General features: G+C 73.7%; 26 protein-coding genes and 1 pseudogene. 15 read left to right on the top strand and 12 right to left on the bottom strand.

From position 1 onward, the window contains the following. The first annotated feature begins 6 nt into the window (after positions 1-6). Both ACH4J0_RS32215 and ACH4J0_RS32210 read left to right on the top strand, forming a co-directional pair. Entirely contained in the window at positions 7-681 is a 675-nt protein-coding gene (locus tag ACH4J0_RS32215; protein ID WP_396244419.1) for a thiol:disulfide interchange protein DsbA/DsbL, read from the top strand. 79 nt (positions 682-760) lie between these two features. Continuing rightward, on the top strand, positions 761-1,636 hold the full coding sequence (locus ACH4J0_RS32210; RefSeq protein WP_396244418.1) for an alpha/beta fold hydrolase: 876 nt from the start codon (positions 761-763) through the stop codon (positions 1,634-1,636). Positions 1,637-1,654: 18 nt separating this feature from the next. On the opposite strand, the gene ACH4J0_RS32205 is transcribed toward ACH4J0_RS32210, so the two are convergent. Together ACH4J0_RS32205 and ACH4J0_RS32200 are read right to left on the bottom strand one after the other, a co-directional pair. Continuing rightward, positions 1,655-2,401 (bottom strand): SAM-dependent methyltransferase, encoded by a 747-nt coding sequence (locus tag ACH4J0_RS32205; RefSeq protein ID WP_396244417.1) that lies wholly within the window; start codon positions 2,399-2,401, stop codon positions 1,655-1,657. A gap of 128 nt (positions 2,402-2,529) precedes the next feature. Next, complete coding sequence (locus tag ACH4J0_RS32200; protein ID WP_396244416.1) at positions 2,530-3,678, bottom strand: glycosyltransferase; 1,149 nt, start codon at positions 3,676-3,678, stop codon at positions 2,530-2,532. 57 nt (positions 3,679-3,735) lie between these two features. Here ACH4J0_RS32200 and ACH4J0_RS32195 point away from each other — a divergent pair, with 57 nt between their 5' ends. Continuing rightward, the gene (locus ACH4J0_RS32195) at positions 3,736-4,506 is read left to right on the top strand and encodes a glutamate racemase (protein ID WP_396244415.1); all 771 of its coding nucleotides are present in this window, start codon (positions 3,736-3,738) and stop codon (positions 4,504-4,506) included. Between the two features lie 278 nt (positions 4,507-4,784). Here the strand turns inward: ACH4J0_RS32195 and ACH4J0_RS32190 are convergent, their stop codons facing one another. Continuing rightward, positions 4,785-6,020 carry a polysaccharide deacetylase family protein gene (locus ACH4J0_RS32190; protein WP_396244414.1) on the bottom strand — a complete coding sequence of 412 codons (1,236 nt, stop codon included), beginning with the start codon at positions 6,018-6,020 and terminating at the stop codon, positions 4,785-4,787. Between the two features lie 340 nt (positions 6,021-6,360). Between ACH4J0_RS32190 and ACH4J0_RS32185 the strand changes: the two genes are divergently transcribed. Both ACH4J0_RS32185 and ACH4J0_RS32180 read left to right on the top strand, forming a co-directional pair. Then, a complete protein-coding gene (locus ACH4J0_RS32185; protein WP_396244413.1) occupies positions 6,361-6,630 on the top strand; it encodes a hypothetical protein in 270 nt (89 codons plus the stop codon). A gap of 212 nt (positions 6,631-6,842) precedes the next feature. After that, positions 6,843-7,331: an NUDIX hydrolase gene (locus ACH4J0_RS32180; RefSeq protein WP_396244412.1), complete on the top strand. Its 489-nt coding sequence runs from the start codon at positions 6,843-6,845 to the stop codon at positions 7,329-7,331. 12 nt (positions 7,332-7,343) lie between these two features. Here the strand turns inward: ACH4J0_RS32180 and ACH4J0_RS32175 are convergent, their stop codons facing one another. Beyond that, complete coding sequence (locus ACH4J0_RS32175; protein ID WP_396244410.1) at positions 7,344-7,889, bottom strand: PTS-dependent dihydroxyacetone kinase phosphotransferase subunit DhaM; 546 nt, start codon at positions 7,887-7,889, stop codon at positions 7,344-7,346. A 372-nt stretch (positions 7,890-8,261) separates the two neighbouring features. Here ACH4J0_RS32175 and ACH4J0_RS32170 point away from each other — a divergent pair, with 372 nt between their 5' ends. The 4 genes from ACH4J0_RS32170 to ACH4J0_RS32155 all read left to right on the top strand — a co-directional run bounded on the left by ACH4J0_RS32170 (position 8,262) and on the right by ACH4J0_RS32155 (position 11,452). Continuing rightward, on the top strand, positions 8,262-8,498 hold the full coding sequence (locus tag ACH4J0_RS32170) for a DUF397 domain-containing protein (RefSeq protein ID WP_396244462.1): 237 nt from the start codon (positions 8,262-8,264) through the stop codon (positions 8,496-8,498). Between the two features lie 817 nt (positions 8,499-9,315). Then, the gene (locus ACH4J0_RS32165; protein ID WP_396244409.1) at positions 9,316-9,810 is read left to right on the top strand and encodes a hypothetical protein; all 495 of its coding nucleotides are present in this window, start codon (positions 9,316-9,318) and stop codon (positions 9,808-9,810) included. 65 nt (positions 9,811-9,875) lie between these two features. Continuing rightward, on the top strand, positions 9,876-9,959 hold the full coding sequence (locus ACH4J0_RS32160; protein WP_355211871.1) for a putative leader peptide: 84 nt from the start codon (positions 9,876-9,878) through the stop codon (positions 9,957-9,959). Between the two features lie 170 nt (positions 9,960-10,129). After that, the gene (locus ACH4J0_RS32155) at positions 10,130-11,452 is read left to right on the top strand and encodes an acyl-CoA dehydrogenase family protein (protein ID WP_396244408.1); all 1,323 of its coding nucleotides are present in this window, start codon (positions 10,130-10,132) and stop codon (positions 11,450-11,452) included. Positions 11,453-11,572: 120 nt separating this feature from the next. Here the strand turns inward: ACH4J0_RS32155 and ACH4J0_RS32150 are convergent, their stop codons facing one another. After that, on the bottom strand, positions 11,573-12,784 hold the full coding sequence (locus ACH4J0_RS32150) for a phosphotransferase (protein ID WP_396244406.1): 1,212 nt from the start codon (positions 12,782-12,784) through the stop codon (positions 11,573-11,575). Between the two features lie 472 nt (positions 12,785-13,256). On the opposite strand from ACH4J0_RS32150, the gene ACH4J0_RS32145 reads away from it, so the two are divergent. Next, positions 13,257-14,738, top strand: coding sequence for a hypothetical protein (locus tag ACH4J0_RS32145; protein ID WP_396244404.1), 1,482 nt, complete (start codon positions 13,257-13,259; stop codon positions 14,736-14,738). A gap of 70 nt (positions 14,739-14,808) precedes the next feature. Here the strand turns inward: ACH4J0_RS32145 and ACH4J0_RS32140 are convergent, their stop codons facing one another. Beyond that, the gene (locus tag ACH4J0_RS32140) at positions 14,809-15,333 is read right to left on the bottom strand and encodes a hypothetical protein (RefSeq protein WP_396244403.1); all 525 of its coding nucleotides are present in this window, start codon (positions 15,331-15,333) and stop codon (positions 14,809-14,811) included. A gap of 285 nt (positions 15,334-15,618) precedes the next feature. Here ACH4J0_RS32140 and ACH4J0_RS32135 point away from each other — a divergent pair, with 285 nt between their 5' ends. Beyond that, a complete protein-coding gene (locus tag ACH4J0_RS32135) occupies positions 15,619-17,118 on the top strand; it encodes a HEAT repeat domain-containing protein (protein WP_396244401.1) in 1,500 nt (499 codons plus the stop codon). Between the two features lie 114 nt (positions 17,119-17,232). Here ACH4J0_RS32135 and ACH4J0_RS32130 read toward each other — a convergent pair whose 3' ends face one another. The 3 genes from ACH4J0_RS32130 to ACH4J0_RS32120 form a co-directional block, all read right to left on the bottom strand. After that, positions 17,233-18,075, bottom strand: a complete 843-nt coding sequence (locus ACH4J0_RS32130) for an undecaprenyl-diphosphate phosphatase (RefSeq protein ID WP_396244461.1) — start codon at positions 18,073-18,075, stop codon at positions 17,233-17,235. A gap of 209 nt (positions 18,076-18,284) precedes the next feature. Further along, positions 18,285-19,001: a class I SAM-dependent methyltransferase gene (locus ACH4J0_RS32125; protein WP_396244400.1), complete on the bottom strand. Its 717-nt coding sequence runs from the start codon at positions 18,999-19,001 to the stop codon at positions 18,285-18,287. 158 nt (positions 19,002-19,159) lie between these two features. Further along, positions 19,160-19,684, bottom strand: a complete 525-nt coding sequence (locus tag ACH4J0_RS32120) for a PadR family transcriptional regulator (RefSeq protein ID WP_396244398.1) — start codon at positions 19,682-19,684, stop codon at positions 19,160-19,162. Positions 19,685-19,806: 122 nt separating this feature from the next. On the opposite strand from ACH4J0_RS32120, the gene ACH4J0_RS32115 reads away from it, so the two are divergent. Next, positions 19,807-20,574, top strand: coding sequence for an alpha/beta fold hydrolase (locus ACH4J0_RS32115; protein ID WP_396244397.1), 768 nt, complete (start codon positions 19,807-19,809; stop codon positions 20,572-20,574). A gap of 44 nt (positions 20,575-20,618) precedes the next feature. Beyond that, a pseudogene (locus tag ACH4J0_RS32110) lies at positions 20,619-21,243 on the top strand (aminoglycoside phosphotransferase family protein); the annotation flags it as partial. 62 nt (positions 21,244-21,305) lie between these two features. Here ACH4J0_RS32110 and ACH4J0_RS32105 read toward each other — a convergent pair. The 3 genes from ACH4J0_RS32105 to ACH4J0_RS32095 form a co-directional block, all read right to left on the bottom strand. Then, positions 21,306-22,082, bottom strand: a complete 777-nt coding sequence (locus tag ACH4J0_RS32105) for a LamB/YcsF family protein (protein ID WP_396244396.1) — start codon at positions 22,080-22,082, stop codon at positions 21,306-21,308. Between the two features lie 142 nt (positions 22,083-22,224). Continuing rightward, positions 22,225-22,749, bottom strand: a complete 525-nt coding sequence (locus tag ACH4J0_RS32100) for a hypothetical protein (RefSeq protein ID WP_396244394.1) — start codon at positions 22,747-22,749, stop codon at positions 22,225-22,227. 219 nt (positions 22,750-22,968) lie between these two features. Continuing rightward, positions 22,969-24,003, bottom strand: coding sequence for an IPT/TIG domain-containing protein (locus ACH4J0_RS32095; protein ID WP_396244393.1), 1,035 nt, complete (start codon positions 24,001-24,003; stop codon positions 22,969-22,971). A gap of 203 nt (positions 24,004-24,206) precedes the next feature. On the opposite strand from ACH4J0_RS32095, the gene ACH4J0_RS32090 reads away from it, so the two are divergent. Continuing rightward, positions 24,207-25,733, top strand: a complete 1,527-nt coding sequence (locus ACH4J0_RS32090; RefSeq protein WP_396244460.1) for a hypothetical protein — start codon at positions 24,207-24,209, stop codon at positions 25,731-25,733. A gap of 76 nt (positions 25,734-25,809) precedes the next feature. Beyond that, the gene (locus tag ACH4J0_RS32085; RefSeq protein ID WP_396244392.1) at positions 25,810-26,685 is read left to right on the top strand and encodes a hypothetical protein; all 876 of its coding nucleotides are present in this window, start codon (positions 25,810-25,812) and stop codon (positions 26,683-26,685) included. Positions 26,686-26,722: the final 37 nt, after the last annotated feature.

The raw sequence follows: 26,722 nt of genomic DNA, 5'->3' as shown, positions 1-26,722 counted from the left end.
CCCGGTGTGAAATCGAAGTCGCTGCTGCGGTACACCATCCTGCTCGCCGTCGCCGCCGGGATCGCCGCATCCCCCGTCCAGGTCGGTGCGGTGACCCATCAACCCCCCTCCGAGGGGACCCAGTTCGTGAGGCTCGACCAGCCGCAGCCGGTGCGTGAGAATGCCCGCACCGAGGCGGTCGAGTTCTTCTGGTACGACTGCGGCCACTCCCAGGCGCTGGAGCAGCCGCTGGAGGCGTGGGCCGAGAAGCACCGCGCGGACGTCGCGCTGCGCCGGGTGCCGGCGATCTGGCAGGGCAGTCCGGACGAGGGCGTGCAGCGGGCCCATGCGCGCCTGTACTTCACGCTTGAGCGCCTGGGTCTGGTCGAGCAGTTGCAGACCAGCGCCTTCCGCTCGATCCACACCGACCACGTCGACCTCACCACCGAGGCCACCGCCACCGACTGGGCGGTGCGCCACGGCGTCGACCCCCTGCGCTTCGGTGCCACCTATCGATCCGCCGAGGTCGGGCGGTCGATGGACGACGCGGCCGCCCAGTTCGTCCGCTACGGCATCAAGGAGCTGCCGACGGTGGTCGTCCAGGGCGAGTACCGCACCTCGCCGACCAAGGCCGGCGGCGTCGAGGAGATGCCCGAGGTGCTGGACTACCTGGTGCAGCGGGAGCAGCTCCAGAAGGGCTGACCCACCGCAGGGGAGTGACGGTCGATCAGCTCGCTCAACAGCACTTGCCTAACCATTCAGATGCTGTTTAATGGTTAGCATGAGCGAGCTGACGATCCCGCACGTCCACCACCGCCATGTCGACCTCGACGGCCTGCGCGTCTTCTACCGCGAAACCGGCCCGGCCGATTCCCCCGTCCTGTTGCTGCTGCACGGCTTCCCCTCCGCCTCGCACCAGTACGCCCGGCTGCTCGACGCGCTCGGCACCCGCTACCGCCTGATAGCCCCCGACTACCCCGGCTTCGGCAACAGCGACAGCCCCGCGCCCGATGCCTTCCCGTACCGCTTCGACACCCTCACCGACGTGATCGAGCGCTTCTGCCTCGCCCTCGGCCTGGACCGATTCGCGCTGTACGTCTTCGACTTCGGCGCACCCGTCGGCCTCCGCCTGGCCACCCGCCGACCGGAGTGGATCACCGGCCTGGTGGTCCAGAACGGCAACGCCTACGAGGAGGGACTCTCCGATCAGGCACGGGAGTTCATCTCCCACCGGCGCGGGGTCCCCGGTGCCGAGGAGGTCGCCCGGTCGATCCTCACCCTGGACGTCACCCGCAGCCAGTACGAGGGCGGCGCCGGCGACCCGAGCCTGGTCGCCCCCGACGGCTGGACCCTCGACCAGCACTTCCTCGACCTCCCCGGCCGCAAGGACATCCAGGTCGAACTGGCCCTCGACTACTTCTCCAACGTCGACCTCTACCCGGACTGGCAGGACTGGTTGCGTGCCGACCAGCCGCCCACACTGGTGGTCTGGGGCCGGAACGACCCGTTCTTCACCGAGGCCGGAGCCCGCGCCTACCTGCGGGACCTGCCCGGCGCCGAACTCCACGTCTTCGACACCGGGCACTTCGCGCTGGAGGAGAAGCTGCCCGAGATCGCTCCGCTGATCGACGACTTCCTCGCGCGGACGCAGAAGTAGCGGCGGGCAGAGGGTGGTTCAGTCGCGGCGCAGCAGGTAGGTGACGAAGCCGAGCGTCCCCCGGTAGCCGTGCAGCCAGTCGGTTCGGTGGCGGTCCGCGGCCTGCCGGGCGGCCGCCGCACCAGGGTGGTCCGGGTGGTCCAGCGCCCACCCGGCCAGCGAACCCGTCCAGGAGAACTCGTAGTCGTCCCACTCCCGCGCGGTGCTGACGTGCCCGTACACCGGCGTCCAGCCGTCCGCGAGCACCCGGTCGGTGGTGGTCGCCAGGTCCGCGAAGTCCTCCGGGACGGCGCCCAGCCCGTCCAGTGCGGCCCGGGACGGCTCGCGCTCCCAGAACCCCTCGCCGACCAGCAACCGCCCGCCCGGCGCGAGGAGTTCACGCGCCGCCGCGAGCGTGGGCAGCAGCCCGTCGAAGGCATGGGTGGCGCCCACGCACAGCACCAGGTCGAAGGGTTCCCGGTCGGTGAACTCCCGGGCGTCCCGGTGGTGCAGGCCGATCCGGCGCTCCACGCCCAGCGCGGTCGCCGCCTCCCGGGCCAGGGTCAGCGCCGCCGCGTCCACGTCCACCCCGACCGCCCGCCAGTCGGGCCGCGCGGCCAGCGCCCTCAGCAGCCAGGCACCCTCGCCGCAACCGAGGTCCAGCGCCCGGCCGGCCTCCTGCCCGGCCAGCGCGCGGTCCAGCAGACGGGCCACAGACCCGTCCGACAACGGCGCCGCGATCGGGTGGTGGGCATGGGCGAGCCGGGAGATCCGCTGACGGTCCATCCGAGCAGTATGGACCCGACCGGCCCGGCGCGCCCGCGGTTTTCCGGCGCCTGCCCGTGCCCGTCCGTGGCCGTCCGTTCCCGTCTGCGTTCGCCCGTGTCCGCCCGCTCAAGCCCGCTCAAGCCCGCTCAAGCCCCGGAATACGTCCGGCCCTTCCAGGCCGAGCCCCGGCCGCGCCAGTGCTGGACCGCCGAGTCCACCGTCATCAGCAGGTACAGCGAAGCAGTGAACGGCAGCAGCAGCGCGGCCGCGGTCGGCTGCCCGTGGTACCGGACCATCGGCAGGTAGGTGCCCGCCATCAGCGCCCAGGCCGCCCCACCCGCCCCCGCCACCGGCGGCGCCCCCGCCACCAGACCGGCCACCGTCGCCACCGGCGGCACCAGGTACACCAGCGCCAGCCCCAGCACCGTCCCGAGCAGCAGCAGCGGCGAGTGCCGCAACTGGGCGTACGCGCTGCGCGACACCATCCGCCACAACTGCTCCAGCCGCGGGTACGGGCGGACGCTGTCCACCTCCCCGGCCAGCCCCAGCCAGGTGCGCCCGCCCGAGGACTTCACCGCCCGGGCCAGCGACACGTCGTCGATCACCGCCCCACGGATCGCCGCCACCCCGCCCGCACGTTCCAGCGCCTCCCGCCGCACCAGCGAGCAGCCGCCCGCCGCGGCCGCCGTCCGGGAGCCGGGGCGGTTGCTCCGGCGGAACGGGTACAGCTGGGCGAAGAAGTACACGAACGCCGGAACGATCAGCCGCTCCCAACCGGTCTCCACCCGCAGCCGGGCCATCTGCGACACCAGGTCCAGCCCGTTGCCCTCGGCGGCGGCGACCAGCTCGGCCAGTGAATCCGGTCCGTGCGCGATGTCCGCGTCCGTCAGCAGTAGGTACTCGGGGTCCGGACCGGCCAGCTCGACCCCGTGCCGCAGCGCCCACAGTTTGCCGGTCCAGCCCGGCGGCAGCGGGGGAGGGGCGGTGACGGTCAGCTCCAGCCCGTCCATCGCCCGCAGCTCCGCGGCCAGCGCCCCGGTGCCGTCCGAACTGTGGTCGTCCACCAGGATCACCCGCGCCCGCCCCGGGTACTTCTGCGCCAGCAGCGACGGCAGGCTCACCGGCAGCACCGCCGCCTCGTCCCGGGCCGGCACCACGATCACCGCCTCCGGCCACCGCGCCGGTGGACGACGAGGCGGTAGCCGGACGTCGGTGCGCCAGAACAGACCGTGGCAGCACGCCAGCCAGAGCCAGACCAGCAGGGAGAAGGCGGCGATCCACAGCAGGACGGTCACCCCGGCAGTCTGCCGCAGAACCGGCCGGGACGGGTGGATCGACTAAAGTCTTGCCTCGTGAAGATCGCACTGATGGATTCCGGAATCGGCCTGCTGGCCGCCGCCGACGCCCTTCGGAAGCTGCGCCCGGACGTCGATCTGGTGCTCTCCTCCAACCCGGCATCGATGCCGTGGGGGCCGCGCACACCCGAAGAGGTCACCGAACTGGCCCTCGGCTGCTGCCGGGCCGCGGCCGCCCTCGAACCCGACGCCCTGGTGATCGCCTGCAACACGGCCTCGGTCCACGCGCTCGCCACCCTGCGAGCCGAACTCGAACCCGGCCTGCCCGTCATCGGCACCGTCCCGGCGATCAAGCCGGCCGCCGCACTCGGCGGCCGGGTCGCCATCTGGGCCACCCCGGCCACCACCGGCAGCGACTACCAGCGCGGGCTGATCCGCGACTTCGGCGGCACCGCCGACGTCACCGAGGTCGCCTGCCCCGGCCTGGCGGACGCCGTCGAACACGGCGACGACGACGCCATCACCGCCGCCATCGCCGACGCCGCCGCCCGCACCCCGCACGGCACCGACGTGATCGTCCTCGGCTGCACCCACTACGAACTCGTCGCCGACCGCATCCGCACCGCCGTCGCCCCCACCGCTTCCCCGGCCCTCACCCTCCTCGGTTCCGCCGAAGCCGTCGCCGCCCAGGCCCTCCGCCGCGTCGCCGACCCCACCCGCACCGGCGCCGGCACCCTCACCGTCCTCCACGCAGGCCTGCCTGCCGTCCTCCCCGCCACCGCCACCCTCTACCCCCAGGGCCTCACCCTCGCCCCCGTCACCGCCTGATCCACCCGGCGGAGCGCCTCCGGTCCGGAAGCCGCCCGGGTCGACTTCCCGCGCAGTGCGGGCGACACCTGAACCACACAGGGCTCGGGTGATCTGGAGAACCCGAAGCGAGAGGTCGGCCGAGCCGACTCCTCGCGCGCGAGGTGGCCGGATCGCGCGCCGGGGTGATGCCCTTCGGGCACGCCGCATGCCTGCACGGCAGCGCGCCCCTGCGGCGGAATTGGCCTGAACGAGACGGCGCTGTGTGGGGGACCCCCACACAGCGCCGTCGGCCGTCGTCAGGCGACCGCTTGGCGGCGCCAGCGGCGGTAGGCGGGTTCGAGGCCGGAGAGGATGGTGTCGAAGCGGCGGGTGCTGGTGGTGGAGTCGACCTGAAGGCGGCTGATCTGGAGGGGGTGGGTGGGGAGTCGGGGGCCGAGGCGGTGGTCGGAGAGGAAGCCGAGACGGTAGCCGAGTTCCTGCAGAACGGTTTCGGCACGGGGGTCGTGGCCGCCATCGGGGTAGGCGAAGGCGATCGGGGGTTCGCCGAGCCAGTGGGTGAGGGCTTCGTGGGCGCCGGTGATCTCGGTGCGGACGGTGGCGTCGTCGCAGCGGCCGAGGCACGGGTGCCCCTGGGTGTGGTTGCCGATGGCGACGCCGCCGTCCCGCAGGGCGAGCAGGTCGGCGGGGGTGAGCTGTTCCTGGCGGGGCGGCCGGCGGTCGGCGCTGACCCGGAGTTCGTGCAGGCTCCGGCGCCGGTCCGGGTCGGGCATGGCCTTGAGCCGGGGGAGCAGCTGGGAGGGGTGGCCGCAGTCGAGTGAGCGGGCGCGGCCGCCGTGGCGGGCGAGGAAGTCGGCCTCGTGCCACCAGAAGGGGCGTTCGGTGCCGATGAGTTCGGAGATGACGAACGCGGTCGCGGGGATGCCGCGCGCGTCGAGGGCGGGCAGGGCGTGGGTGAGGACGCTCCGGTCGGCGTCGTCGAAGGTGACCAGGACGCTGCGCGGCGGCAGCGGCCGCCGCTCGGTGACGGCCTGGAGGACGGCTTCCAGCGAGACCGGCGTGGCGAGTCGCTGCAGCCGGTCGAGCTGGGCGCCGAAGGAGCGGTGGTCGGTGACGCCGTGGTAGGCGAGGACGGCGAGTCGCTGGGCGGCCCGGGCCCGGAACAGTGGTTGCACGGGGGCGAACCGCAGCCATTCGCCCCGTGCGTCCTGGTGTTCCGTCCCGGTCTGCTTCGCGTCGGCGTTCCCCGGGCCGATGCGACTCGTATCGGGGTGCCTCGTATCGGGGTGCCCCGCGTCGAGGAGCGTCGCATCGAGACGCTTGGTGTCGAGGCGCGTGGCATCGAGACGCTTGGTGTCGAGGCGCTTGACATCGAGGTGGGTGGTCTCGAAGCGCCTCGCCTCGACGGTCGGTCGGGGTCGGCCGGCGCCGTGGTGGTCGGACGCGCAGCCGGTGGATGACGGCAGCGCCCGCACGCCGGGTACGGGCCTGGCGCGGGCCGTGGAGGTCGATGGGGTGGATTGGGTCTGCGGCAACGGTTCCCCCTTGGTCGCCGAGCGGCGTGGCGGTACCGCCGGAGGACGGAGCCCGGCCTCCGACTCCAGGGCGCGGCGGCTCCGCTCCCTGGGTATTCCGGTTCCCGGTGGGGGGTTCTCACCCGTCCCGTGAACGGCTCCTGGATCACTCGATGCCATTGAGACCGCTGCACCCGACGGATGGTTGTACCGGGGGGACGAGGATTTTTCGTGGACTGATTGTGGAGCACGCACACGCTTGAACGGGCTCGGATCACCCCGGTCGGGCGGTCGCACTGGGTGCGCCGGCACTCACTCCGCGCGGGCTGCCCGTCGGGCCCGCCCGGGGTACCTTGGGCTCATGGCAGATGCGGACCGTGATCCCTTCCCCCGGCGCGGTGCGACCCGCTGGCGCCGCGCGTGCAGCGGTGGAGCCCTGGTCACCCACCGGATTCCGCTGGCCGTGGCGGGTGTGGCCTGCCTCGTGCTGGGCATCGTCGTGGCCGTGGCCGTTCCGGACAGTGACGGTCCGGCCTGGGCGATGGCCGTGGCCGGGTGCCTGGCGACGGGGGTGCTGCTGCTCGGCCGGATCGTCTTCGGGGTACTCCGTCGGCGGGGCGCCACTCTTTGACGATGTTCCGCCAAATTCGCCGGTCACTCCACCGGTCGTCCCGGTGCGATTGATCAACAGATCGAGCGAAATTGGTCAGAACGACCGAATTTCATCTCATCCGACAATCCCGCACTTCCTTCTTTCACCATTTCCGGACAACGGCTTCATCCCCCTCTCCGGTGAATGGGTTCCCCAGGGGAGCGGTCGGCCGGCTCGATAGGCTGCACCGCATGGCCATACCCCCCTTCCTCCTCGAACTCCGCTCCCTCGTGGGCACCCGCCCGCTCTGGTTGAGCGCCGTCGCCGCCGTCGTGGTGGACGACCGGGAGCGGGTGCTGCTCGCCCGCCGGGCCGACGACGGGCGGTGGTCCTCGGTCGGCGGCATCCTCGATCCCGGCGAGCAGCCGGCCGACGGAGTGGTGCGCGAGTGCCTGGAGGAGACCGGTGTGGTGGTCGTGCCCGAGCTGCTCGCCTCGGCCACCGTCACCCGGCCGGTCAACTACCCGAACGGCGACGTGACGCAGTACCTGGTGCTGACCTTCCGCTGTCGGGCGGTCGGCGGCGAGGCCCGGGTGAACGACGACGAGTCGCTGGAGGTGGGCTGGTTCGCACTGGACGAGCTGCCGCCGATGCTCGACTTCGAGCACGAGCGGCTGCGCCACGCGCTGGAGTGCAGCGGCCCGGCGGTCTTCACCTGGGACGGCCGGGAGCACCCGTAGCGTCCACCGGTTTCAGCCCTTCTGCTGCCGGTAGGCCTCCTCCGCCGCGTCCAGCACGGCGGCCAGGTCCCCGCCCGCCGTGGCGGTCGCCGTGGCGGCCACCGCGCCCTCCACGAACGGCGCGTTCGCGAAGCGGACCGGGAACGGCAGGCCGTGCTCGTCGGCGTCGGACAGCAGGGCCCGCACGGTGGTGACCGCGCTGCCGAGGTCGGCGAGCACCACCACGCCGTGGCCCTGGTCGACCCGCCGGGTGGCGGCGGCCACCAGCACCGCGCTGATGCCCGGCCCGTCGGCCGGGTCGCCCCCCGTCGCGGCGACCGGCGCGGGGGAGTCGGATCCGGTCAGGGTGAGCGCCAGGGAGCGGACGGCGGTGGCCAGTTCCCGGCTGTGCGAGACCAGGACGATCCCGACCCGGCCGTGCACGGCGGTCCGGGCCGGGGTGGGGCGGGGCAGCGGGGTGGACGAGGGCGGGGTGCGGGGCGCCGGCGGGTGGGCCGAGGGGGCGTCGGAGATGGGGATGACGTCGGCGCGGGTGCGGGTGCCGTCCCGGCGGCTCATCGGCTGCCTCCCTAGGGCGGGGTCGTGGGCGGGTCGTGGGCGGGTCAGGAACGGGTCGGGGGCGGACCGTCGGCGTACGGGGACGGTCCGGGCGGCGCGGCGACGGCTCGGGAGCAGTGCGGCACGGCCGACCGACCCCTGCCCGGTGGGCGGGCCGGTACGCGTCCTGGCAGCACTCTGGCAGCTGCCCGGGGCCCCGCCGGTCGGGACACGCCCCACCGCGCCCCGACCGCTTCTCCACCGGCCCTCCTCCCGGCGGGGCGAAGTCCTCGTCAACCCGCTGACCGGGGCCGGGGAGGTGGTTAGGCTGATCGTGGAACGCCGTCGGGAGGAGATCGGTCAGTGGCAGTGAACAGCGGTACGGACACCGGCGTGGACGCCGGTGCGGAGCCGGAGCTCGCACCGAACGGGAAGCCGAAGGTGGATTTCACCGGGGCCGAGTGGCTGTGCAGCAGCCAGGGCGTCGGGGACGTCCAGATCGCGTTCGTGGACGGCTACATCGGGATGCGGGACGGCCGGCAGGAGGACGGGCCGGTCCTGGTCTTCACCCCGGCCGAGTGGCGGGCCTTCGTGCTCGGGGCCCGCGACGGCGAGTTCGACCTCACCTGAGTCCGACCCCACCTGAGCCGCCGGCGCCGTACGGGCGCACCCGCGGAGCGGCCCGGACGCTGCAGGAAGCACGTGCGGCGCCCGGGCCGCTCCGCGGGCGGTACCGGACGGTTCCCGGGGCGGACTCGAACGCTGGTTCCGGTACCGAACATCACAACTGATGATCTATTGAGCGTGCCCCGTCAGAATTTCTGTTGACTGTTAGACAAACGCAGCTCAGAGTATGAGCACAGGCAGACGCCGTGCCCACCGCCCCCACGCGGCCAGACACGGCGCCTGCTGTGCGGCCCGGCAGCACTTGCCAGGCCATCCTCCCAGTCATCCCCTGCGCACCGGGGTGCGTCGGCCGGTCCCGGCCCACGAGGGGCCGGCAGTCGCCGGGAGGCTGGCGCCGAAGCCGAGAGCGACTCGGACCACGGCACCTTTTGCTCGGGACCCGCACGCCCCCACGCGGCGGCGTCCCGAGCAGATCCACGGGAGCGACGGGCCGGGGCCCCGCGGATCTGGCTCTTGTTTGTTGCACGGAACTGCAGTGGAACTGTTGGCTTGTGTGTTCGTGCTGTGTGTGATGACGAAGCTGGGTGCTCGGCAGTTCGGCACGACGAGTGCACAGTGAGGGAAACGCGTGTAGGGCCGCGTTGCGACATGCCGTCCCCCCGGAGGGTGAAACCCAGAACGGCTGTCGTGCTGAACCGAACGTAGCCCGGACGGTTGCTCAGAGTCAACATTGGTCTCTGAGCGTCGACCTCCCGCCCGTCCCCCGTCGGTGTCCCACCCGCCTCGCGAGTGCAGTGTGCCGGACACGTACGATGTTCCCATGTCTTTTCTCCGCCGTCGCTCCGGACAGCCCGCCGGCCCGGACTTCGACGTGCTCGCGATGGACCCGGGTGACTGGCCCGGCGACTTCGGTGCGGCCATGATGACCGGCCCGGACGGCTCCTGCCAGGGCATTTTCCTGCGCTACGACCTGTTCGGCGGCAGAGGTCCGGCGATGTTCATCGGCAACCTCCCCGAGGGCTCGCCCGCCCGGGAGACCGGCGACGAGGTGCCCTTCGAGGTGCGGCAGCTGCTCGCGGCGCTGGAGGACGACGAGCCGGTCGAGTTCGTCTCGGCCGAGGACTTCCCGGTCATGCTCGGGGACGACCTGTTGATCGTGAAGAAGGTCAAGGTCAGCGAGGAGCGCGTGTTCTGCGCCCAGTTCGGCCGCAGCGACGGCGTGCTGGTCACCATCGCGTCCTGGGACCGACCGATTTCGGACGACCTGTATCAGCTGCTGAAGCCGCTTCCGGCCGACATGTTCCAGCAGGGCTGACCGGGCCCGCCCGGGGCTCGGACGCTGCTTGACGGTATCGATCACCGGTTCGTACAGTCGCGGACATGCCGTGCCGTCTCCCGCTGTTGACCCGCCGCAGGCATCTGGACCTGCGCCGGACCGCCAGCGCGGTCTGTCCGGGCCGCTGAGGGGGGATTTCGCCCCCGTGGCGGCAGGCGGCCGACCGGACCGGGTCGGCGCCGACATCCCGGGGGCGGGTCGTGTGTCGGCCTCCGGGGCCGCCTGCCGGTTCCGCGCGCCCGTACGGCGTGCCGCCCGCACCCGCTGAGCCACGCTGCCGCCCGGAGGCACCAGTCCCGTGACGACCATCGCCGCCAACGATCGTTCACCGAGCGATCGTCCCCGAACCGAATCGTCGGATTCCGGCCACTCCGCGCCGCCCCCGCTGTCCGTACCGCCCGCGCGACCCTCGACCCCCGCCAGGCCCACCGCACCCACCAGACCCGCGACCGGCGCGTCCGCGCCCGACCGCTCCGCCGTCGAGGCCGCCCTGGCCGGCCTGCCGCGGGTGGTCGACCTGCTCGCCGCCCGCGCCGAGGAGCACGACCGCGACGCCACCTTCCCGTACCAGGGCATCGAGGCCGTCCACGAGGCCGGTCTGCTCACCCTCACCGTCTCCCCGCGGTACGGCGGACCGGGCGGAACGCTCGCCGACACCGTCCGGGTGCTGACCCAACTCGGCCGCGGGGACGCCTCGGTGGCCGTGGTCACCGCCTTCACCCTGCTCCAGCACGCCGAGCAGGCCCGCCGCTCGGGCTGGCCGACGGCCGGCTACCGGCGGCTGCTCACGGAGTCCCGCCGCGGGCCCGCGCTGGTCACCACGCTCCGGGCGGAGCCCGGCGGCCGACCGGACGCCCTGCCCGGGACGGTGGCCCGCCGGGACGGCGACGGCGGCTGGCTGCTGACCGGCCGGAAGACGTACTGCACCGGCGCCGAGGCGCTGGCCTGGATGGCCGTCACCGCGCGGACCGACGAACCCGAGCCCAGGGTCGGGACGTTCCTGGTCCGCGGCGAGAGCGAGGGCCTGGAGATCGACCCGACCTGGGACCAGCTCGGCCTGCGGGCCAGCGCCAGCCACGACGTCGTGCTCGACGGGGTGCGGGTTCCGGCCGAACTCGCGCTCGGCCTGCGCGCGCCCGGCCGGGAGGACGGAGCGGGGACCGAACTCGCCCGCGCCTGGCAGGACCTGGCCCTCGCCGCGGTGGCGATCGGGGTCGCCAGGGCCGCCGAGGCCTGGCTGGTCCGCTTCCTGAACCAGCGCACTCCGGCCAACCTGACCGAACCGCTCGGCACCCTGCCGCGCTACCGCTGTGCCCTCGGCGAGATCGAGGCCCAGCTGATCGGCGCCGAGGAACTGGTCCACGGCCTGGCACCCGGGGTGGACCGGGGCGAGCCGGACGCCGTGGCCCGGACCGGCCCCGCCCAGCTGCTGGCCACCCGGGCCGCCACCGCGGCCGTCCAACAGGCCGTCGCGCTCACCGGCAACCCGGGGTTGAGCCGGCGTCACCCGCTGGAGCGCTACCTGCGGGACGTGCTCAGCAGCCGGGTGCACCTGGCCGCCGAGGAGGCCGTCCTGGACGCCGCCGGCCGGGCCGCCCTGGAGCGCGACGCCCGGCCGTAGCGGTTCTATGGTTCGACGGTCCTTCAACCGCCCCCGTGGACCCGGTGGTTCAACGGGACCAGGCGGCCCCCGTGGGCCAGGCGGCTCAGTGGGCCCCGCCGGCTGAGCGGGGCCCGGTGTTCAGCGGGTGCCGACCGCGGCCCGGACCGCGCGGCGGGCCAGCGCGGCGTCGTCGTAGAGCCGGCGGATCATGATCCGCTGCTCCTCTCCGGCGCCCGGCACGTCGTACAGCCGGATCTCCCGCATCAGCACCAGCACCAGGTTCACCAGGAAGGCGTCCCGCGCCATCGTGCCGCCGCTCTGGGCGAGTTGGCTGATCTGGCGGCGGGCCGCGGTGTCGCCGGAGAGCACGCTCCACAGTACCGCCAGGTCGTAGCCCGGCAGGTACCAGCCAGCCTGCTCCCAGTCGACCAGCACGGGACCGGACGGCGCCAGCAGCATGTTGCTGAGCAGGGCGTCGCCGTGGCACAGCTGCAGCGGGGTGTGGCCCAGCCCGTGCAGCAGGCCGCGCAGGTCACCGGCGTCCCGGTCGGTGAGCTGGCCCACCGAGTGGTAGCGGGAGATCTCCCACTGGTAGTCCAGGCGCGGCTGGAAGACGTCGCTCGGCGGCCGCCAGAGGTTCAGCGTCCGCACGGCGCCGAGCAGCGCCCGCACCTCGCCCGGGGTGGGCGCGTTGACCGGGTGGCGTTCCCGGGCGGCCGGCCGCCCGGGAACGCGCTCCACGACGAGCACGCACCGGTCGTGGTCGGCCGCGACCAGCCGGGGCAGCCGCACCGGCGGGCGGTGCCGGACGAACGCCCGGTAGACCGCGACCTCGTGGTGGAAGTCGGCCACCAGCTGTTCGAAGTACTCACTCCGCACCGCCTGCGGCGCCAGGCACTTGGCGACCACCGGAGCCCGCCCGATGGTGCCCGCCACCAGGATGTGGCGGCTGCCCTCGCGCAGGACCTGGCGCGGGGTGAACGCGGGACATATCCGCGCGACGCTGCCCAGCGCGGCCCGCACCGCCGGGGTCTGCAGCGCCGACGGATCGATCCGCTCCGGGACGAGCGGCTGGCCGGGCCGCCGGGCCCGCAGCACCTGGCCGTCGGCCTGACGGGCGAGCGGGAGGCGGTGGCCGACCGGCGGGGCGGCCTCGGGGGCGCGTAGCCCCAGCGCCGTACGGCCGGCTGGGACCCGGGCATCCGTGGACCGGCCCTCGGTGCCGCGCGGCGCCACCGGACGGCTCGCCGGGGGCACCTGCCTGGGCCCGGGACGGCCCGCGGCTGCGGTGGGGGGGCGCAGCGCGGTGCGGGTCGCGGTCGGCGTGGGGGTCGTCGCTGAGGAGTACATGGGCTGGGGGTGGTCCCTTCCGGTCCGTCGGCGGGTGCGCCCCGCGGGGCGGGGAGGGCCGCCGCCGGGTGCTTCCTGGCACGACGGCGGCCCTGCTTCGGTCGGTGGGTGGAGCGCGGGCGCCGGGCACGGACGCGGGGTCAGGAACCCCTGTTCGGCAGTGCTCCGGCCGTCCGCACCCTGGGGAATGCGGTCGGCCGGACTGCCGTGGCCGTGCCCGGCGCCCCCGCGCCACCCGGCCGCGCCACCCCCTCGGGTGAGGACCGGGAGCGCCCCGTGCCACGGTCGGGGGACAGCCCCGGCCCTGGTGGGACGCCGCCCGACCCGAGGGGCGAGGTGGCGCACTCCTACAACACACCCGTCGGGCACTGGCTTAGTAGTCTGGCGGGCCCTGGCGAACGGTGGCGAATGCTCGCCTGGCACTTGCCGGAGCCTCTAGCCTCGGAAGTGCCGAGGAACCTGGGGGCTTCATTTGAGCAGGGAACCCAACACCCGACTCGCCGATCTGTTCGTTCTGACCGGATGGTCCAAGGGCGAGTTGGCGCGGCTGGTCAACCGTCGGGGTGCCGCGCTGGGGCAGCAGCAGCTGTCCACCGACACGTCGAGGGTACGGCGGTGGATCGAGCAGGGGGAGATCCCGCGCGATCCGGTGCCGAGGGTGCTGGCAGCCGTGTTCACGGAGCGGCTCGGCCGTGTCGTCACCACTGAGGACCTCGGTCTGGAACGACACCGGCCCACCAGGTCCGGAGCGGAGTCCTCCGCAGCAGTGCCGTGGTCGCCGGATCGAACAGCCGCGGTCCTCACCGAGTTCACGGGAATGGACCTCATGCTGAACCGACGTGGATTGGTGGGCGCCGGAGCCGCGCTCACGACCGGGGCGGTCATCGCCGACTCGCTGAAGGGCTGGCTGGGTGGGGACGCGGTCGCGTACGCGGCCTCCGTGCCCGGGCCCCGCCAGGTGGTCACCGGGGGCGGCGGGCGCCCGGTGGTGGACGTGTACGACGCGGGCCCGGTCGGGCTCGACGAGGTGGAGTCGCTGGAGCGTTCGGTGCAGGTGTTCCGGGCCTGGGACGCGGCCCGCGGCGGCGGGCTCCAGCGCAAGGCGGTGGTCGGTCAACTCAACGAGGTGGGAGGGCTGTTGACCCACCGCCACGCGCCTGCGGTGGAGCAGCGGTTGTGGCTGGTCGCGGCCAACCTGGCGGTACTGGCCGGCTGGATGTCGCACGACGTGGGCCTGGAGCCGACCGCCCAGCGGTACTTCATGATCGCGGCCGAGGCGGCCAAGGAGGCCGGCGACCGGCCGCGGGCCGGCGAGGCGATCTCCCGGGCCGCCCGGCAGATGGTGCACCTGGGCCGGGCCGACGACGCGATCGAGCTGATGTCGGCGGCCAAGGCCGGCGGCGGTCTGCTGCTGCCCAGAACCCGTGCGATGTTCAACACCGTCGAGGCCTGGGCGCACGCCTCGATCGGGCACTCCCAGGACACCTACCGGCTGCTCGGTGAGGCCGAGGACCTGTTCACCGAGGAGTCGCCGGAGCCGGCGCCGTCCTGGATGCAGGTCTTCGACGAGGCCGAACTGCGCGGCATGCAGGGGCTGGTGCTGCGCACCCTGGCCGAGCACGATCCGGCGGCGGCCCCCCGGGCCCGGCGGCAGGCGGAGCGGGTGATCACCCTGCGGGAGGGCACCGGTCAGCTGCGCTCGGCGCTGTTCGACCGGATCACCCTGGCCTCGGTGCACTGGATCACCGGGGAGCCGGACGCGGCGGCGTTCCAGGCCAAGATGGTGATGAACCTGATCGGCCAGAACTCCTCGCACCGGACCTGGGACCGGCTGCGCGAGATGTACCGGCTCACCGCGCGGTACCGGGGGCTGCCGGTGGTGGACGAGCTGCGGTCGGAGCTCGGCCGGGAGCTGCGGGCGGCGGACGCCAAGAACCGGCCGCGGCCGTCGTGAGACGGGCGGCCGGCGGGGCCGGTTCGGGGAGGCGCTGAGGTCCCGGCCGGGGTGCGGCCGGGGTGCGGGCTCAGGCCGGCGGGGCCGGTCGGAGCAGCATGCGCAGCGCGGTGACGGTGCCGTCCGCGCCGAGCACGGGTTCGCCCGCGCACTCGACATCGTCGTGCCGTCCGCCGGGGCGGCGGATCCGCAGCGTGCCCGCGGCCGGACGGCCGTGCACCAGGGCGTCGGTCATCATCCGGCGCAGCAGCGGCCGGTCCGCCTCGGGGAGGCGGTCGGGCAGCCGGTCGAGGCTGAGCGGGCCGTGGCCCGGGTCGCAGCCGAGGAGGAGGTAGGTCTCCGCGTTCCAGCGGACGCCGTCGGTCAGCAGGTCCCACTCGGCCGAGCCGATGATCGGCTTGCCGTTGCAGTCGCGGCGGCCGGGACGGCCGCCGCTGTCGAGGGAGGGACCGGACGGCCCCTGCGCCGTGCCGTCCACTGCGCCCTCCGTTCCGCGGTCGGAGCCGTCGTCGGCGCTGCCCTCGGCGTCGCCCGCCGGGGAGCCGTCCACCGTGGCGGTGTCCGGCTGGCGGGCGGCGCCTAAGGGCATGTTCATGACGGGTCCATCGCTCGGTGTGGCCCCCGTTGCCGGTCGTCGGGGCGGTGAGACGACTGTCGCACAGCGTCCGCGCCGATGTGGGCGATTTGGACAGAACGCAGACAAAATTCCCCTGGCATATGCCACTGTGGCAGCAGCCCTCGTCGCCCTGTGTGCGGAAGGGGGTCCGAGGCGGTAACCTTCGGTGATTCCGGCGCCCGGGCGCCCACCGCAGTACCGACCAGAGACCCCGGCGACGGAAATCCCGTTGCCACTACGACCGCCGCAACGGATGCTGACCTCATGTTCGAGCCAGTGATAGCACCCAGTGCCAGCCTCCTCGGCCTCCTGCAGCGAGGCCGCGGTGACGGGCAGCTCCACGCGCTGGCCGCCGACCGTGCCGAGGCCATCGCCGCGCTGGAGGAGTGCGTCACCAGGGATCCGCGGGCCGACTGGCAGGTCGAGAGCCGCTCCCTCTACTACGCCCGCCTCTACATGGAGCTGGAGGCCTCCCTCGACGGCATCGAGGACCACCTCCACTCCGCCGAGGACCTCGTCAACGACGACGAGAGCCGCACCGGCCTCGCCCTCTCCGTCCTGGGCCACCTCGCCGCGTACGGCCGGCGCGACGCGCTGCTGATGCTGCGCGAGTACGCCGCCACCGGCGCCAACTGGGCCTGGGCCCTGGACGAGCTCGCCCTGCGCGACGACGACCGGGGCCTGCTGCTGCTCGGCACCGCCGTGCTGGACCGCTTCGCTCCGGGCCCCGAGGGCGACGCCGAGCTGCGCGAGTTCATCCGCAACGCCTACGAGCCCAGGCCCTGGCGGCTCTGGGCCGCCTACCACCCGAGAGTGGCCGCGGCCAGCGAGCAGTCACCCTTCGACCTCTGGCAGCGCCAGCTCAACCGCAGCGGCGTCACCCCGGGCTGGTCCACCGCCGACGTGCTGGCCTGGGCCGACCAGGGGCAGCTGGGTGACCTCGGCGCCGGCGCCTTCCTGGGCCGCCCCGAGCCGGTGCGCATCGACGAGGACCCGTCCGGCCCCGACGCCGTGGACCGCCGCGCCGCCGCGGCCGCCCGCTGTCTGACCGCGGTCGTCCGGCCCGAGGACCGTCCGGTCCTGCTGGAGGCCGCGCGCGGCGGCCTGCCCGGCGCCCGGCGGGCCGCCCTGCGCTACCTGGTCGACCAGCGCGATCCGGCCGCCCTCGAACTGATCGAGTCCGCCGCAGCTGACGTGGACGACCGGAACGTCCGGGCAGCGCTGGAGCTGTTCGGCCGGATGCGCGGTCCCGAGGTGCTGGCCCAGGCCCGCCGCTGGGCCGACCCGGCCAGCGGGGGAGCCGACAGCGCGCTCGGCGAGACGGCCGTCCGGCTGCTCGCCGACGCCGGGGAACCGGTCGACGCGCCGCTGGTGGTCGCCGGACTGCGCCGCTGGGTCTCCGTGCGCGGGGTCAGCGGTACCGGCCTGGGATCGCTGGTCGACGGTGCGGGGCGGCTGGCCGCCGCCGACGCCGTCCCGGTCCTGCGCCACATCTACGGGGAGGCCGCCTCCTCCGAACTGCGCGGTCGCGCCGCCCGGGCGCTCGCCGTGACCGATGTGCACTTCCCCGAGGGGCCCGCCGTCGAGTGCCTCTGGGACTGCGAGGAGTCCACGCGCGAGCTCGCCGCGCGCCACGTCGCCACCACGGGCGACGCGCGTGTGCTGGAGCGGCTGCGAAGGCTCGCCGCCGACCCGGCCGAGGAGGCCGAGGTCCATGCCGCCGTGCGCGGCCGATTGACCGCCGCCCGGGAGTTCGGGCGTTAGGTCCCCCCAAACATCCGGTGGGCCGGGACACCACGAGGGTGTCCCGGCCCACTGCTCTTCGGGGGCCGCCGGTGGAACGCGGTTCTACGGGGTTCCCGTTGGTTCTCCTTGGTTCTACTTGATCGAACCCGCGTCCGGGGTCAGCACGCCGCTCGCCACCAGGCCGATGATCAGAACGCCGAGCAGGACCCGGTACACCACGAACGGCAGGAAGCTGTTGTGCGAGACGTACCGGAGGAACCAGGCGATCGCCGCGTAGCCGACGGCGAAGGCGATCAGGGTGGCCAGGATCGTCGGCCCCCAGGCCGGGGCCGGGCCCTCGCCGATCTTGAACAGCTCCAGCGTCCCCGAGGCGAGCACCGCGGGGATCGCGAGCAGGAAGGAGTACCGGGCCGCCGCCTCCCGGCTGTAGCCGAGCAGCAGGCCCGCGCTGATCGTGCCGCCGGAGCGGGAGACGCCCGGGATCAACGCCAGCGCCTGGGCGAACCCGTAGGCGGCCGCGTGCGGCAGGGTCAGGTCGGTGATCGGACGGGCGTGGCGGACGGCGCGGGTGCGGTCGGCGAGGGCCAGGACCAGGCCGAAGACGATCAGCGTGGTGCCGATGATCCGCAGGTCGCGCAGATGGGTCTCGATGGTGTCCTGGAACAGCTTGCCGAGGATGCCGATCGGCAGGGTGCCGATGATCACGAACCAGCCCATCCGGGCGTCCGGAGCGGAGCGCAGTGCCGGACGGAACAGCGACAGCACCCAGGTGCGGACGATCGAGGCGATGTCCCGGCGGAAGTAGATCAGCACCGCGGCCTCGGTGCCGAGCTGGGTGACGGCGGTGAAGGCCGCACCCGGGTCGTCCCAGCCCAACAGGGCGGAGAAGACCCGCAGATGGGCACTGGAGGAGATGGGCAGGAACTCGGTGAGGCCCTGGAGCAGGCCGAGTACGGCCCCGTGGAACCAGTCGATCACCGGACACCCGCCAGGGGTATCGGGCGGGTGGGGTGCTGGTGCGGCATGGCGGGTCCTCGCGGGTCGGGGCAGGCGTGCGGACGACCGCGACCCGCGCGGCCCCGGGCCGCGCACGGGCCCGGCGCGCGGCCGATGGTACGGGGTGAAAGTAACAGTTCTTTGTTCACCCTTTAATCGCGCTTTGCGCACCGGGCCCCAGGCCGGGACTAGTTGACGGGGCGGGCCCGGACCCAGGTGCGATCCTCCGTCAGGTACGTCTCGACCCGCAGGCCGGCGTCGGCCAGGGCCTGCTCGAAGGCCTCCGTGCTGAGCGGGCGGGACAGGAAGGTCTGGGTCCAGGTGCCGTCCGGGAACACGTACTCCGCGTGCACGGAGTTCACCCCGGAACCGACCGGTGTCGCGGAGAGGATCCGGGCCACCCCGTCCGTTCCGGCGATCCGGCTCTCCCGCGGCACGTCCCGGTGCCAGTCCTCGCCCTCGCGCTGCACCAGCACGCAGCCGTCCGCGGCGACGTGACGGCGGCAGGTCTCCAAGAGGCCCTGGCGGACGGCCGGATCGCCGGCGTGCACCAGGAACGAGGCCAGCATGACGACGTCGAAGCGCTCGCCGAGGTCCAGCCGCTCGATCGGGCTGCGCACCGTGCGGACGCCCGCGCGCACCCGGGCCAGCATCTCGGCGGACTCGTCCACGGCCGTGACGGCGAAGCCGCGTTCGACCAGCGGGTGGGTCATCCGGCCGACGCCGCAGCCCAGTTCGAGGATCCGGGCGCCGGGTGGCACCGCGGCCTCGATCACGTCCGGGGCGTCCCCCACCGGGAGGCGGGTCCACACCTCGACCGCGCAGCCGTCGGGGGTGATCGCGCCGGCGCCCGTGCCGTCGTAGCCCTCGCGCCGCTCGTTGCTCATGTGCGTGTCGTTGCCCATGGGGCCATCGGAACACGGGCGGGGAGGGGAGGGAAGGGGGTTCGGCGCCTTTCGGTCAGGTCAGCCGGTTCGCCTCGCTAGTCCATCAGTCCATCGGTCCATCGGTCCATCAGGCCGTCGGGCCGTCATTTCGTCAGGCCGTCAGGCCCGTCAGTTCGTCAGTCCGTGAGTTCGCCCAGAGTCGCACGCAGCCAGGAGAGTTCGGCCTCGGTCGTGGCGCGGGCGGTCAGCAGCAGGCCGCGCCGGAACGGGTCGGCGAACTCCTCGGCGGCGCGCGGGCGTTCGCCCTCGTAGAAGAAGCTGGCCGGCTCGGAGAGGAAGGCGATCCGGCGGCGCAGCACGGCGGCCTGGGTGGCGGGGTCGTCGAGGTGGCGCAGGAAGGAGACCAGGGCGGTCCAGCGGTTCCCGTCGCTGATGTCGAGCGGCTCGGGCTCGCGCAGCCGGTCGAGCAGGGCGGTGCGGCCGGCCTCGGTCAGGTGCAGGGTGTGGCGGGGTGCGGCGGCGCTACCGGGCTCGGTCTCGCGGACCAGCAGGCCGTCGGCCTCCAGGCGCTTGATCGCGGGGTAGAGCGAGCCGTCGCTGATCGGACGGACGTGGCCGGTGAGCGCCGCGAGGTGGCGGCGCAGCTCGTAGCCGTGCAGCGGCCGGTCGTAGAGGAATCCGAGGATCGCGAGCTTCAGCATGGGGCCACTCTCTCAGATCCTGTGTCTCGGAGTATGGGTATATCGTTGTATATCGTTTCCATGATACCTCGACTTCGAGGTATGGTCTCGGCAGTTCCCGACCGACACAGGAGTGTGCGTACGTGCGCGAAGCCCCCGTCACCCCGAACGGCGACCTGATCCGCTGGGTCGAGCTGCCCGGCGCGGAGCCCGCCCGGCTCTACCTGCACGGGCTCGGCGCCAGCTCGCCCGTCTACTTCGCGGCCGCCGCCGCCCACCCGCTGCTCACCGGGCGCCGCTCGCTGCTGCTCGACCTGCTCGGCTTCGGGATCAGCGACCGGCCCGCCGACTTCGCCTACACCCTGGAGGCACACGCCGACGCGGTCGCGGCGGCAATCACGGCCGCCGGGCTGGACCGGGTGGAGGTGGTCGGCCACAGCATGGGCGGCGCGATCGCGATCGTACTGGCGCACCGGCACCCCGGACTGGTCTCGCGACTGCTCCTGGTCGACGCCAACCTGGATCCGATCGCGCCCGGACGCGGCCGGGCGGGCAGCAGCGGGATCGCGAGCTACGCCGAGGCGGAGTTCCTGGCCGGTGGACGGGAGGAAGTCGCCGAGCGGGTCGGCCCGTTCTGGTGGTCCACCATGCGGCTGGCCGGGCCCGAGGGCCTCTACCGCAGCGCCGCGCACCTCGCCCGGGGGAGCGAGCCGACCATGCGTGAGCTGCTGCTCGGACTCGACCTCCCGCGCACCTTCCTCCACCCGGAGGCGGAGGAGCCGGTGGGCGCCGGTGGGATGCGGGCAGCGGGGGTACGGGTGGTGGAGGTGCCGGACTGCGGCCACAACATCATGCTCGACAACCCGGACGGCTTCGCGGCGGCGGCCGCACAGGCACTGGGCGTGGGCTGAACCCGAACCGGGCCGCACCGAACCGTCACGGAGGAGCCCGCACGATGCCCATCCTCGTCCCGCCTGCCCTGGCCGAGTCGTCGGCCGAGCCCCTCGGCGTGGAAAGAAGCGCCTGGGCGGCCCGACACCCCGCCCCGGCAGACGAGTTGCTCGAACGCTGGGAGCTACGCCCGGACGGTCGGGCGGCGCACGGCGTGGTCGAGCTGGTGCTGCCCGTCCGACGCGCCGGCGGCAGGCCGGCGGCGCTCAAGCTCCAGCCGGTGGGCGAGGAAACGGCGGGCGAACCGGTCACCCCGCGCGCCTCCTGGCGGTCCGCACCGGGCCGGGCGACCGGCTGCTGCACCGGGACCTGCACTACGGCAACGTCCTCGCACCACTTCCGGGCAGCGACCGGTCGTCCTGGCTGGCCATCGACCCGAAGCCGCTCGCCGGGCACCCCGGCTTCGAGCTGCTGCCCGCGCTGCGCGGCCGCCGGGCGGACCTGGCGGCCACCGGGGACCTCGCCCGGGGCGTTGCGATGGCGCTTCGGCCCACTGGTCGAGGTGCTGGAGCCGGACCGTGAGGGCGGCGGCCTGGACGCTCGCCCGGGTGCTGCAGAACACGGTCCGGGCCGTGGAGAAGGGGGAGGGCGCGTTCGATCCCGCCCAACCGTTCGTCGCGGAACTGCTGTCGGCAGGATCTGAGCGCTTCCATCCCGCGTCCGAGCGTCGACACCACCGTCCCGCCCACGGTCAGCTGAAGGCTTCGACCCGGACCCCGGCCGAGGCGAGGGCGCCGCGGATCCGCCAGGCGAGCTGGGCGGCGCCAGGGGTGTCGCCGTGGACGCACAGCGAGCGGGCCTCGACGGCGATGCGGTCGCCGCCGACGGCCTCCACCGTGCCGTCCCGGGCGATGCCGACGGCGCGGGTGATCACCGATTCGGGGTCGTGCACCACGGCGTCGGGTTCGCGGCGCGGGACGAGGGTGCCGGCCCAGGTGTACGCGCGGTCGGCGAAGGCCTCGGTGACGACCGGCAGCCCGACCCCCTCGGCGACCGAGAGCAGCCGGGAGCCGGGCAGGCCCAGGACGGGCAGCGGCCCGTCGCAGACGGCTCCGGCGCGGAGCACTCCGGCCACCACGGCCTCGGCCTGTTCGGGGTCGGCGACCACCCGGTTGTAGAGGGCGCCGTGCGGTTTGACGTAGGAGACCCGGGATCCGGCGGCGCGGGCGAAGACCTGGAGCGCGCCGATCTGGTAGGCGATCTCGTCGGCGAGTTCCTCCGGGGGGACGTCCATCGCGCGGCGGCCGAAGCCGGCCAGGTCGCGGTAGGAGACCTGGGCGCCGATCCGGACGCCGCGCTCGGAGGCGAGCGCGCAGACCCGGCGCATCGTCGACGGGTCCCCGGCGTGGTAGCCGCAGGCGACGTTGGCGCTGGTCACGACGGACAGCAGCGCCTCGTCGTCGGTCAGGCTCCAGCGCCCGAACCCCTCACCGAGGTCCGCATTGAGATCGATCACCGCATCGGCCACGCCCGTCCGCCTCCCAGCAGCTGTTGAGCCAGATGGTAGGGCCTGGCGGTGAAGCCCGGTGACCGTGACCCGGACCGCCCGGAGGGCCTCCGGCGCGCGGCCTTCGTGTACACGCCCCGGGGCGGCGCCGAGGGCTGTCGACTCAGTGTGCGGCCAGGTGTTGACGGAAGGAACGTTCCAGCGGACGCAGCGCCCGCAGCACGATCAGCAGCGGGATGACGCCGAAGACGCCGAACGACATGTCGATGAATCGCCAGGCCAGCGGGATTCCCCGCAGCGGTCCGCAGATCAGTGCCAGCGGGATCACCGCGCCGCAGGCGAGCGCCGCCCAGCGGATCACCCAGATGTTGCGGACCGGGTCCTTGAGCGGCCCCCAGAAGGCGGCGCCGATCACCAGGTGGGCGAAGGCCAGCCAGTCGGTGCCGTACGCCAGGAACGGATAGCGGTCGTTGGTCTCGGCGACGCCGGTGTGCACCCGTTCGAGCCAGGCGAGCGCGGCCGGGAGGCGGTCGGTCAGAGGAGCCGCCGGGCCGGAGGCGAAGTCGACCAGCCAGCGGGTCTCGGTCTCCAGCGGGAAGGCGGTCAGGCCGCTCAGCACCAGACAGACCAGGAAGAGCCCGAGCCACCGCCGGACCCGCCGCAGGATGACCGCACGGTCGTCGTCCATCTCGCACACCTCCATGTCGGGCGTCCCCCTGCCGGGCACGCCGAGGAGCAGGGCGGAGCCTCCTCCGACCTGCGCGGAACCGACTCTAGACCGCTCTTTTGAACGTGTTCAACACAGCCCCGGGATTGCCCGGACGCTCCCATGCCCCGGACGCGCCGATGTCGGGACGCGCCGATGCCCGGGCGCCCGACGGGCGCCCGGGCATCGGCGGCGCAGGCGCTACGCGGTGTAGGTGTAGGTCGCCGGCGCGCTGGTGCCGCCCGCCGTGGTGACCGTGACGTCCACCGGCCCCGGCGCGGTACCCGCCGGAGCGGTGGCCGAGCAGAAGGACGGCCCGCAGGAGACGTGCGCGGCCGGCACCCCGCCGAAGGCGATCGAGCCGTACGTCAGGTTGGTGCCCTGGACGTACACCTGGTTCCCGCCGGCCACCGGCCCGCTGCTGGCGGTCAGGTTGCTCACCACCGGCGCGGGCGGCGCAGGCGGCGCGGCGCCGGTGTAGTCGAAGGTGGCCGGGGCGGCGGCCGTGCCGCCCGGGGTCACCACGCTGACGGGGGCGCTGCCCGAGCCGCCCGGCGTGGTCACCGTGCAGGTGGTGTCGGTGCAGGTGCCCGCTGCCGGGACGCCGCCGACCAGCACCATGCCGTTGGCGAGGTTGCTGCCGCTGACGGTCACCGGGGTGCCGCCCGCGCCCGGGCCGGTGGTGGCGTCGAGGCCGGTGACGGCGGGGGCGGCCTGGACGGTCGCCGGCAGGTAGCTGCCGCTGCCGAGGTCGTAGCGGGAGACGTGCCCGGTCGGGTCGGTGTCGTTCGGGTTGGCGGCCGTCACCGTGATCACGCCGGCGATCGGCACCCCGGAGGTGGTGTGGAGGTTGAGCTTCATGAACTCGCTCTTGCCGACCACCCGGGTGCCGGTGAGCACGGCCTCCAGGTGGCGGCCGTCGGGCGAGAGGGTCTCGGTGAAGGTGTAGTCGTACGGCGTGGAGTAGAACATGGCGCCGTCCGTGGTGACGCCGGGCGGCAGGTCGACGGTGAAGTGCGTCGGGCCGGTGAGGTCCGAAGTGCCGGAGGAGACCCAGCTCGCCGCCATGCTGCCGGAGCGGAAGAAGCCGCCGGGGTAGTTCCCGGACTGCGACACGGTCACGTGCTGGGCGGAGGTCGACGGCGTGTCGGCCGGGGCGGCCACGGCGGCGCCGGTGGTGAGGACGGTCACGGACAGGGCGGCGCCGAGGCCCGCTTTGGCCAGTCGGGTGATCATGCGTCGATCATCACCGAACCACCCCGCGGCCCTCACGGTTTTGTCGAATGCCGGTTCGGAAATGGCGCGATCCCGTCGAAAACGCGTTCTGGATCCACCCCCCTCGGGTCACCCGGCCAGCCGTCCGGCCCGCCCGCAAGGTCCGTTTCGGTCGATGTCGGTGCGAACCTCTAATCTTGTCCACCGTGACCGCCATCGCTGACCTGCCCACCGAGCCCGGCCTCCGGCCGGCCGCCGGCGCCACCGTGCCCGCACCGCGGCCCGCGCCCGGCCCCGCCGCCGACGAGGGACTGGCCCGCCGGCTCAAGGCGCTGGCCTGCACCGCCCCGCTGCACGACCTGGACAACCGCAAGGTCAACCTGGCCGGCGAGTACGGCGGCTACGCGATGGCCGAGGTCGGCCTCGCCGCGATCGACCTGGTCACCCTGAACATGGACTTCGACACCGGGGCCGACCGCGACACGGTGCTCGCCCGGATGCTGCCCCGGGTCGCAGCCCAGGCCCCGCACCGGCACGCCCCCGAGCACGAGCGGGTCGCCCGCTGGGTGCTGGAGTCGCTGATCAACGTCGGCAGCGTGGACCGCGGCTTCCGCGCCGTCTACGGCACCTTCGGCGCGGACGGCGAGTACGTCCGCCGCGACTACGACTTCAAGCTGATCGAGGAGGTCCCCGGCCCCGACGGCGGCGTCTACCTGCGCACCACGGACGAGGCGGTCAACGTCCTGGTCGGCGCGCTCGACACCGACGTCACCTCGGCCCAGATCGCCGCCGAGGTCAAGCTGGAGGTGCTGATCCGCCGCGGCCGCCTGGCCGACGCCCAGCTGGCCGCCGAACAGGCCCGGTACCGCACCGTCCAGTACGCCGAGACGCTGCGCCGCGCCCTCGACGCCACCCGTCGCAACGTCCGCGCGGTCGACTGGATGAAGGCCGTCCCGGACCTCATCGACGAGGCCCTGGACCACATCGCCGACCGTTACCGGCACGAGAACGCGATTCTCACCAACATCCGCAAGGCCCGTGACGAGGCCGAGGACCCGGAGCACAAGCGCCGCGCCGCCGAGCTGGTCGACATCGTCAAGGACTGCATCCGCCGACACACCCAGCTGCAGACCCGCCTGCTGGAGGCCGGCCCGCTGTTCCGCGCCGAGCAGGACCGGCAGGCCTTCGCCACCCCCGGCGCCCGCAGCGGCATCGACCTGTACGGGCAGCTGCTCGCCCCCGTGCTGCGGCTGCCGATAGAGCAGGCCGTCCGCCCCACCGGCGCCTTCTTCGCCCGCGGTGCCGGCCTGCGCACGCCCGTCTCCGTCCGCGTCGCCGACCTGGTCGACCTGCTGCTCACCCCGCCGGTCGAGCGCGAGCACCTCGGCGCCGAACTGCCCGACCCGGACCTGGTCGCCACCCCGGACGACAGCCGCTTCTCCGAGGCCCAGCTGGAATCCGCCCTGGAGCTGCTCGACCTGCCCCCGGACGCCCCCCGCAGGCTCTCCGGCCTGCTCGCCGACGCCCGCAAGCGGGACCCGGAACTCCCGTACCTGGTCGCCCTGCTGGCCGTGCACGCGGCCAGCCCGCCGGTCGGCACCGCCTACCGCCAGGGCGAGGAGCGGCTGTTGTTCGCCGTGGACGACGGCACCCCGCTGCGCGACCTGGAGTTCGGCGGCGCCGACCTGATCGTCGGCAGCGCCCTGCTCGACGCCGTCGGCATGGCCGCCGACCGCAAGGACGCCGGCTGAGCCGCCGGACAGTGACTTCGCAAGCACCCCCGTTGACGAACCGTAACCACCGCACCACCCCCGAGGAGCACCGCCCGTGACGACCCACCACGACACGTCCTGGGCGGCCGAGACCGAACCCGCGGCACCCGCGCCGATCACCCCGGCCGACGTCGCCGACGCCGCCCGGCTGGTCTCCTTCGGCCTCCAGGCCAAGCTGCTCCCCGCCCGCGACGCCGAGTACGCCGAACTCGTCCGCCGTCACCGCGAGGACCCGCCGTTCGCCCGCCTCGCGGACGCCATCGCCACCGGCATGGGCCTGGTCGTCCTAGAGGTCTCGCCGCGGGCCGGCATGGCCGTCGCCGCCGCCGAGGACTCGCTGTTCGCCGTCCGGATGGGCGACTACTCGCGCCGCGCCGCCTCCGAGTCCACCGACCGCTTCCTGCACGGCCTGGCCCACCTCGCCGTCGCCGCGATGGCCTTCCCCCGCCCCGAGGACCTCGCCGACGACGGCTACCTCGGCCGGATCACCGTCAACGGCGTCGACTCCTTCGTCCGCCAGGCCTGCCGCCGCCTCGAGGAGCAGGCCGACGCCGACGGCGCCAACACCGACCCGGCCTCCGACGCCCCCGGCCTGGAGGCCGCCTGGAGGGTCTGGGCCCGGCGCACCGCCACCGGCGCCACCAAGGACGCCCGCCGGCTGTCCGGCTCCACCATCGGCATCGTCGCCAAGGCCGTCGCGTTCCTGGTCGACTCCGGTTTCCTGCAGAAGGTCTCCGACGACTCCGGCGGCACCTACCGCACCACCGCCCGCTACCAGCTCCAGGTCCGCGACCTGGCCGGCAGCGCCGCGATGGCCGAACTGCTCGACCTCGGCATCGTCCCGGTCTCCGACGGCACCGCCAGCCTGCTGCCGCCGGACACCGGCGACGAGCTGGTCGCCGACGCCGGCCTGCCGTTCCACTCGCTCTGATCGCTCTGACAACCCCATAAGACGCACGGAGAACCGC

Origin of the sequence: Kitasatospora sp. NPDC017646 (assembly GCF_044329365.1) — a bacterium.
Lineage (GTDB): Bacteria > Actinomycetota > Actinomycetes > Streptomycetales > Streptomycetaceae > Kitasatospora.
This window is presented reverse-complemented; position numbering and strand designations above follow the sequence as displayed.

Coding starts and splice junctions, on each gene's coding strand:
- ACH4J0_RS32180 (WP_396244412.1), top strand. CDS start 6,843: ATGGCCATACCCCCCTTCCTCCTCGAACTCCGCTCCCTCGTGGGCACC.
- ACH4J0_RS32125 (WP_396244400.1), bottom strand. CDS start 19,001: ATGGGCAACGACACGCACATGAGCAACGAGCGGCGCGAGGGCTACGAC.
- ACH4J0_RS32095 (WP_396244393.1), bottom strand. CDS start 24,003: ATGATCACCCGACTGGCCAAAGCGGGCCTCGGCGCCGCCCTGTCCGTG.
- ACH4J0_RS32120 (WP_396244398.1), bottom strand. CDS start 19,684: ATGCTGAAGCTCGCGATCCTCGGATTCCTCTACGACCGGCCGCTGCAC.
- ACH4J0_RS32160 (WP_355211871.1), top strand. CDS start 9,876: ATGCCGTGCCGTCTCCCGCTGTTGACCCGCCGCAGGCATCTGGACCTG.
- ACH4J0_RS32205 (WP_396244417.1), bottom strand. CDS start 2,401: ATGGACCGTCAGCGGATCTCCCGGCTCGCCCATGCCCACCACCCGATC.
- ACH4J0_RS32140 (WP_396244403.1), bottom strand. CDS start 15,333: ATGAACATGCCCTTAGGCGCCGCCCGCCAGCCGGACACCGCCACGGTG.
- ACH4J0_RS32165 (WP_396244409.1), top strand. CDS start 9,316: ATGTCTTTTCTCCGCCGTCGCTCCGGACAGCCCGCCGGCCCGGACTTC.
- ACH4J0_RS32175 (WP_396244410.1), bottom strand. CDS start 7,889: ATGAGCCGCCGGGACGGCACCCGCACCCGCGCCGACGTCATCCCCATC.
- ACH4J0_RS32185 (WP_396244413.1), top strand. CDS start 6,361: ATGGCAGATGCGGACCGTGATCCCTTCCCCCGGCGCGGTGCGACCCGC.
- ACH4J0_RS32150 (WP_396244406.1), bottom strand. CDS start 12,784: ATGTACTCCTCAGCGACGACCCCCACGCCGACCGCGACCCGCACCGCG.
- ACH4J0_RS32135 (WP_396244401.1), top strand. CDS start 15,619: ATGTTCGAGCCAGTGATAGCACCCAGTGCCAGCCTCCTCGGCCTCCTG.
- ACH4J0_RS32210 (WP_396244418.1), top strand. CDS start 761: ATGAGCGAGCTGACGATCCCGCACGTCCACCACCGCCATGTCGACCTC.
- ACH4J0_RS32100 (WP_396244394.1), bottom strand. CDS start 22,749: ATGGACGACGACCGTGCGGTCATCCTGCGGCGGGTCCGGCGGTGGCTC.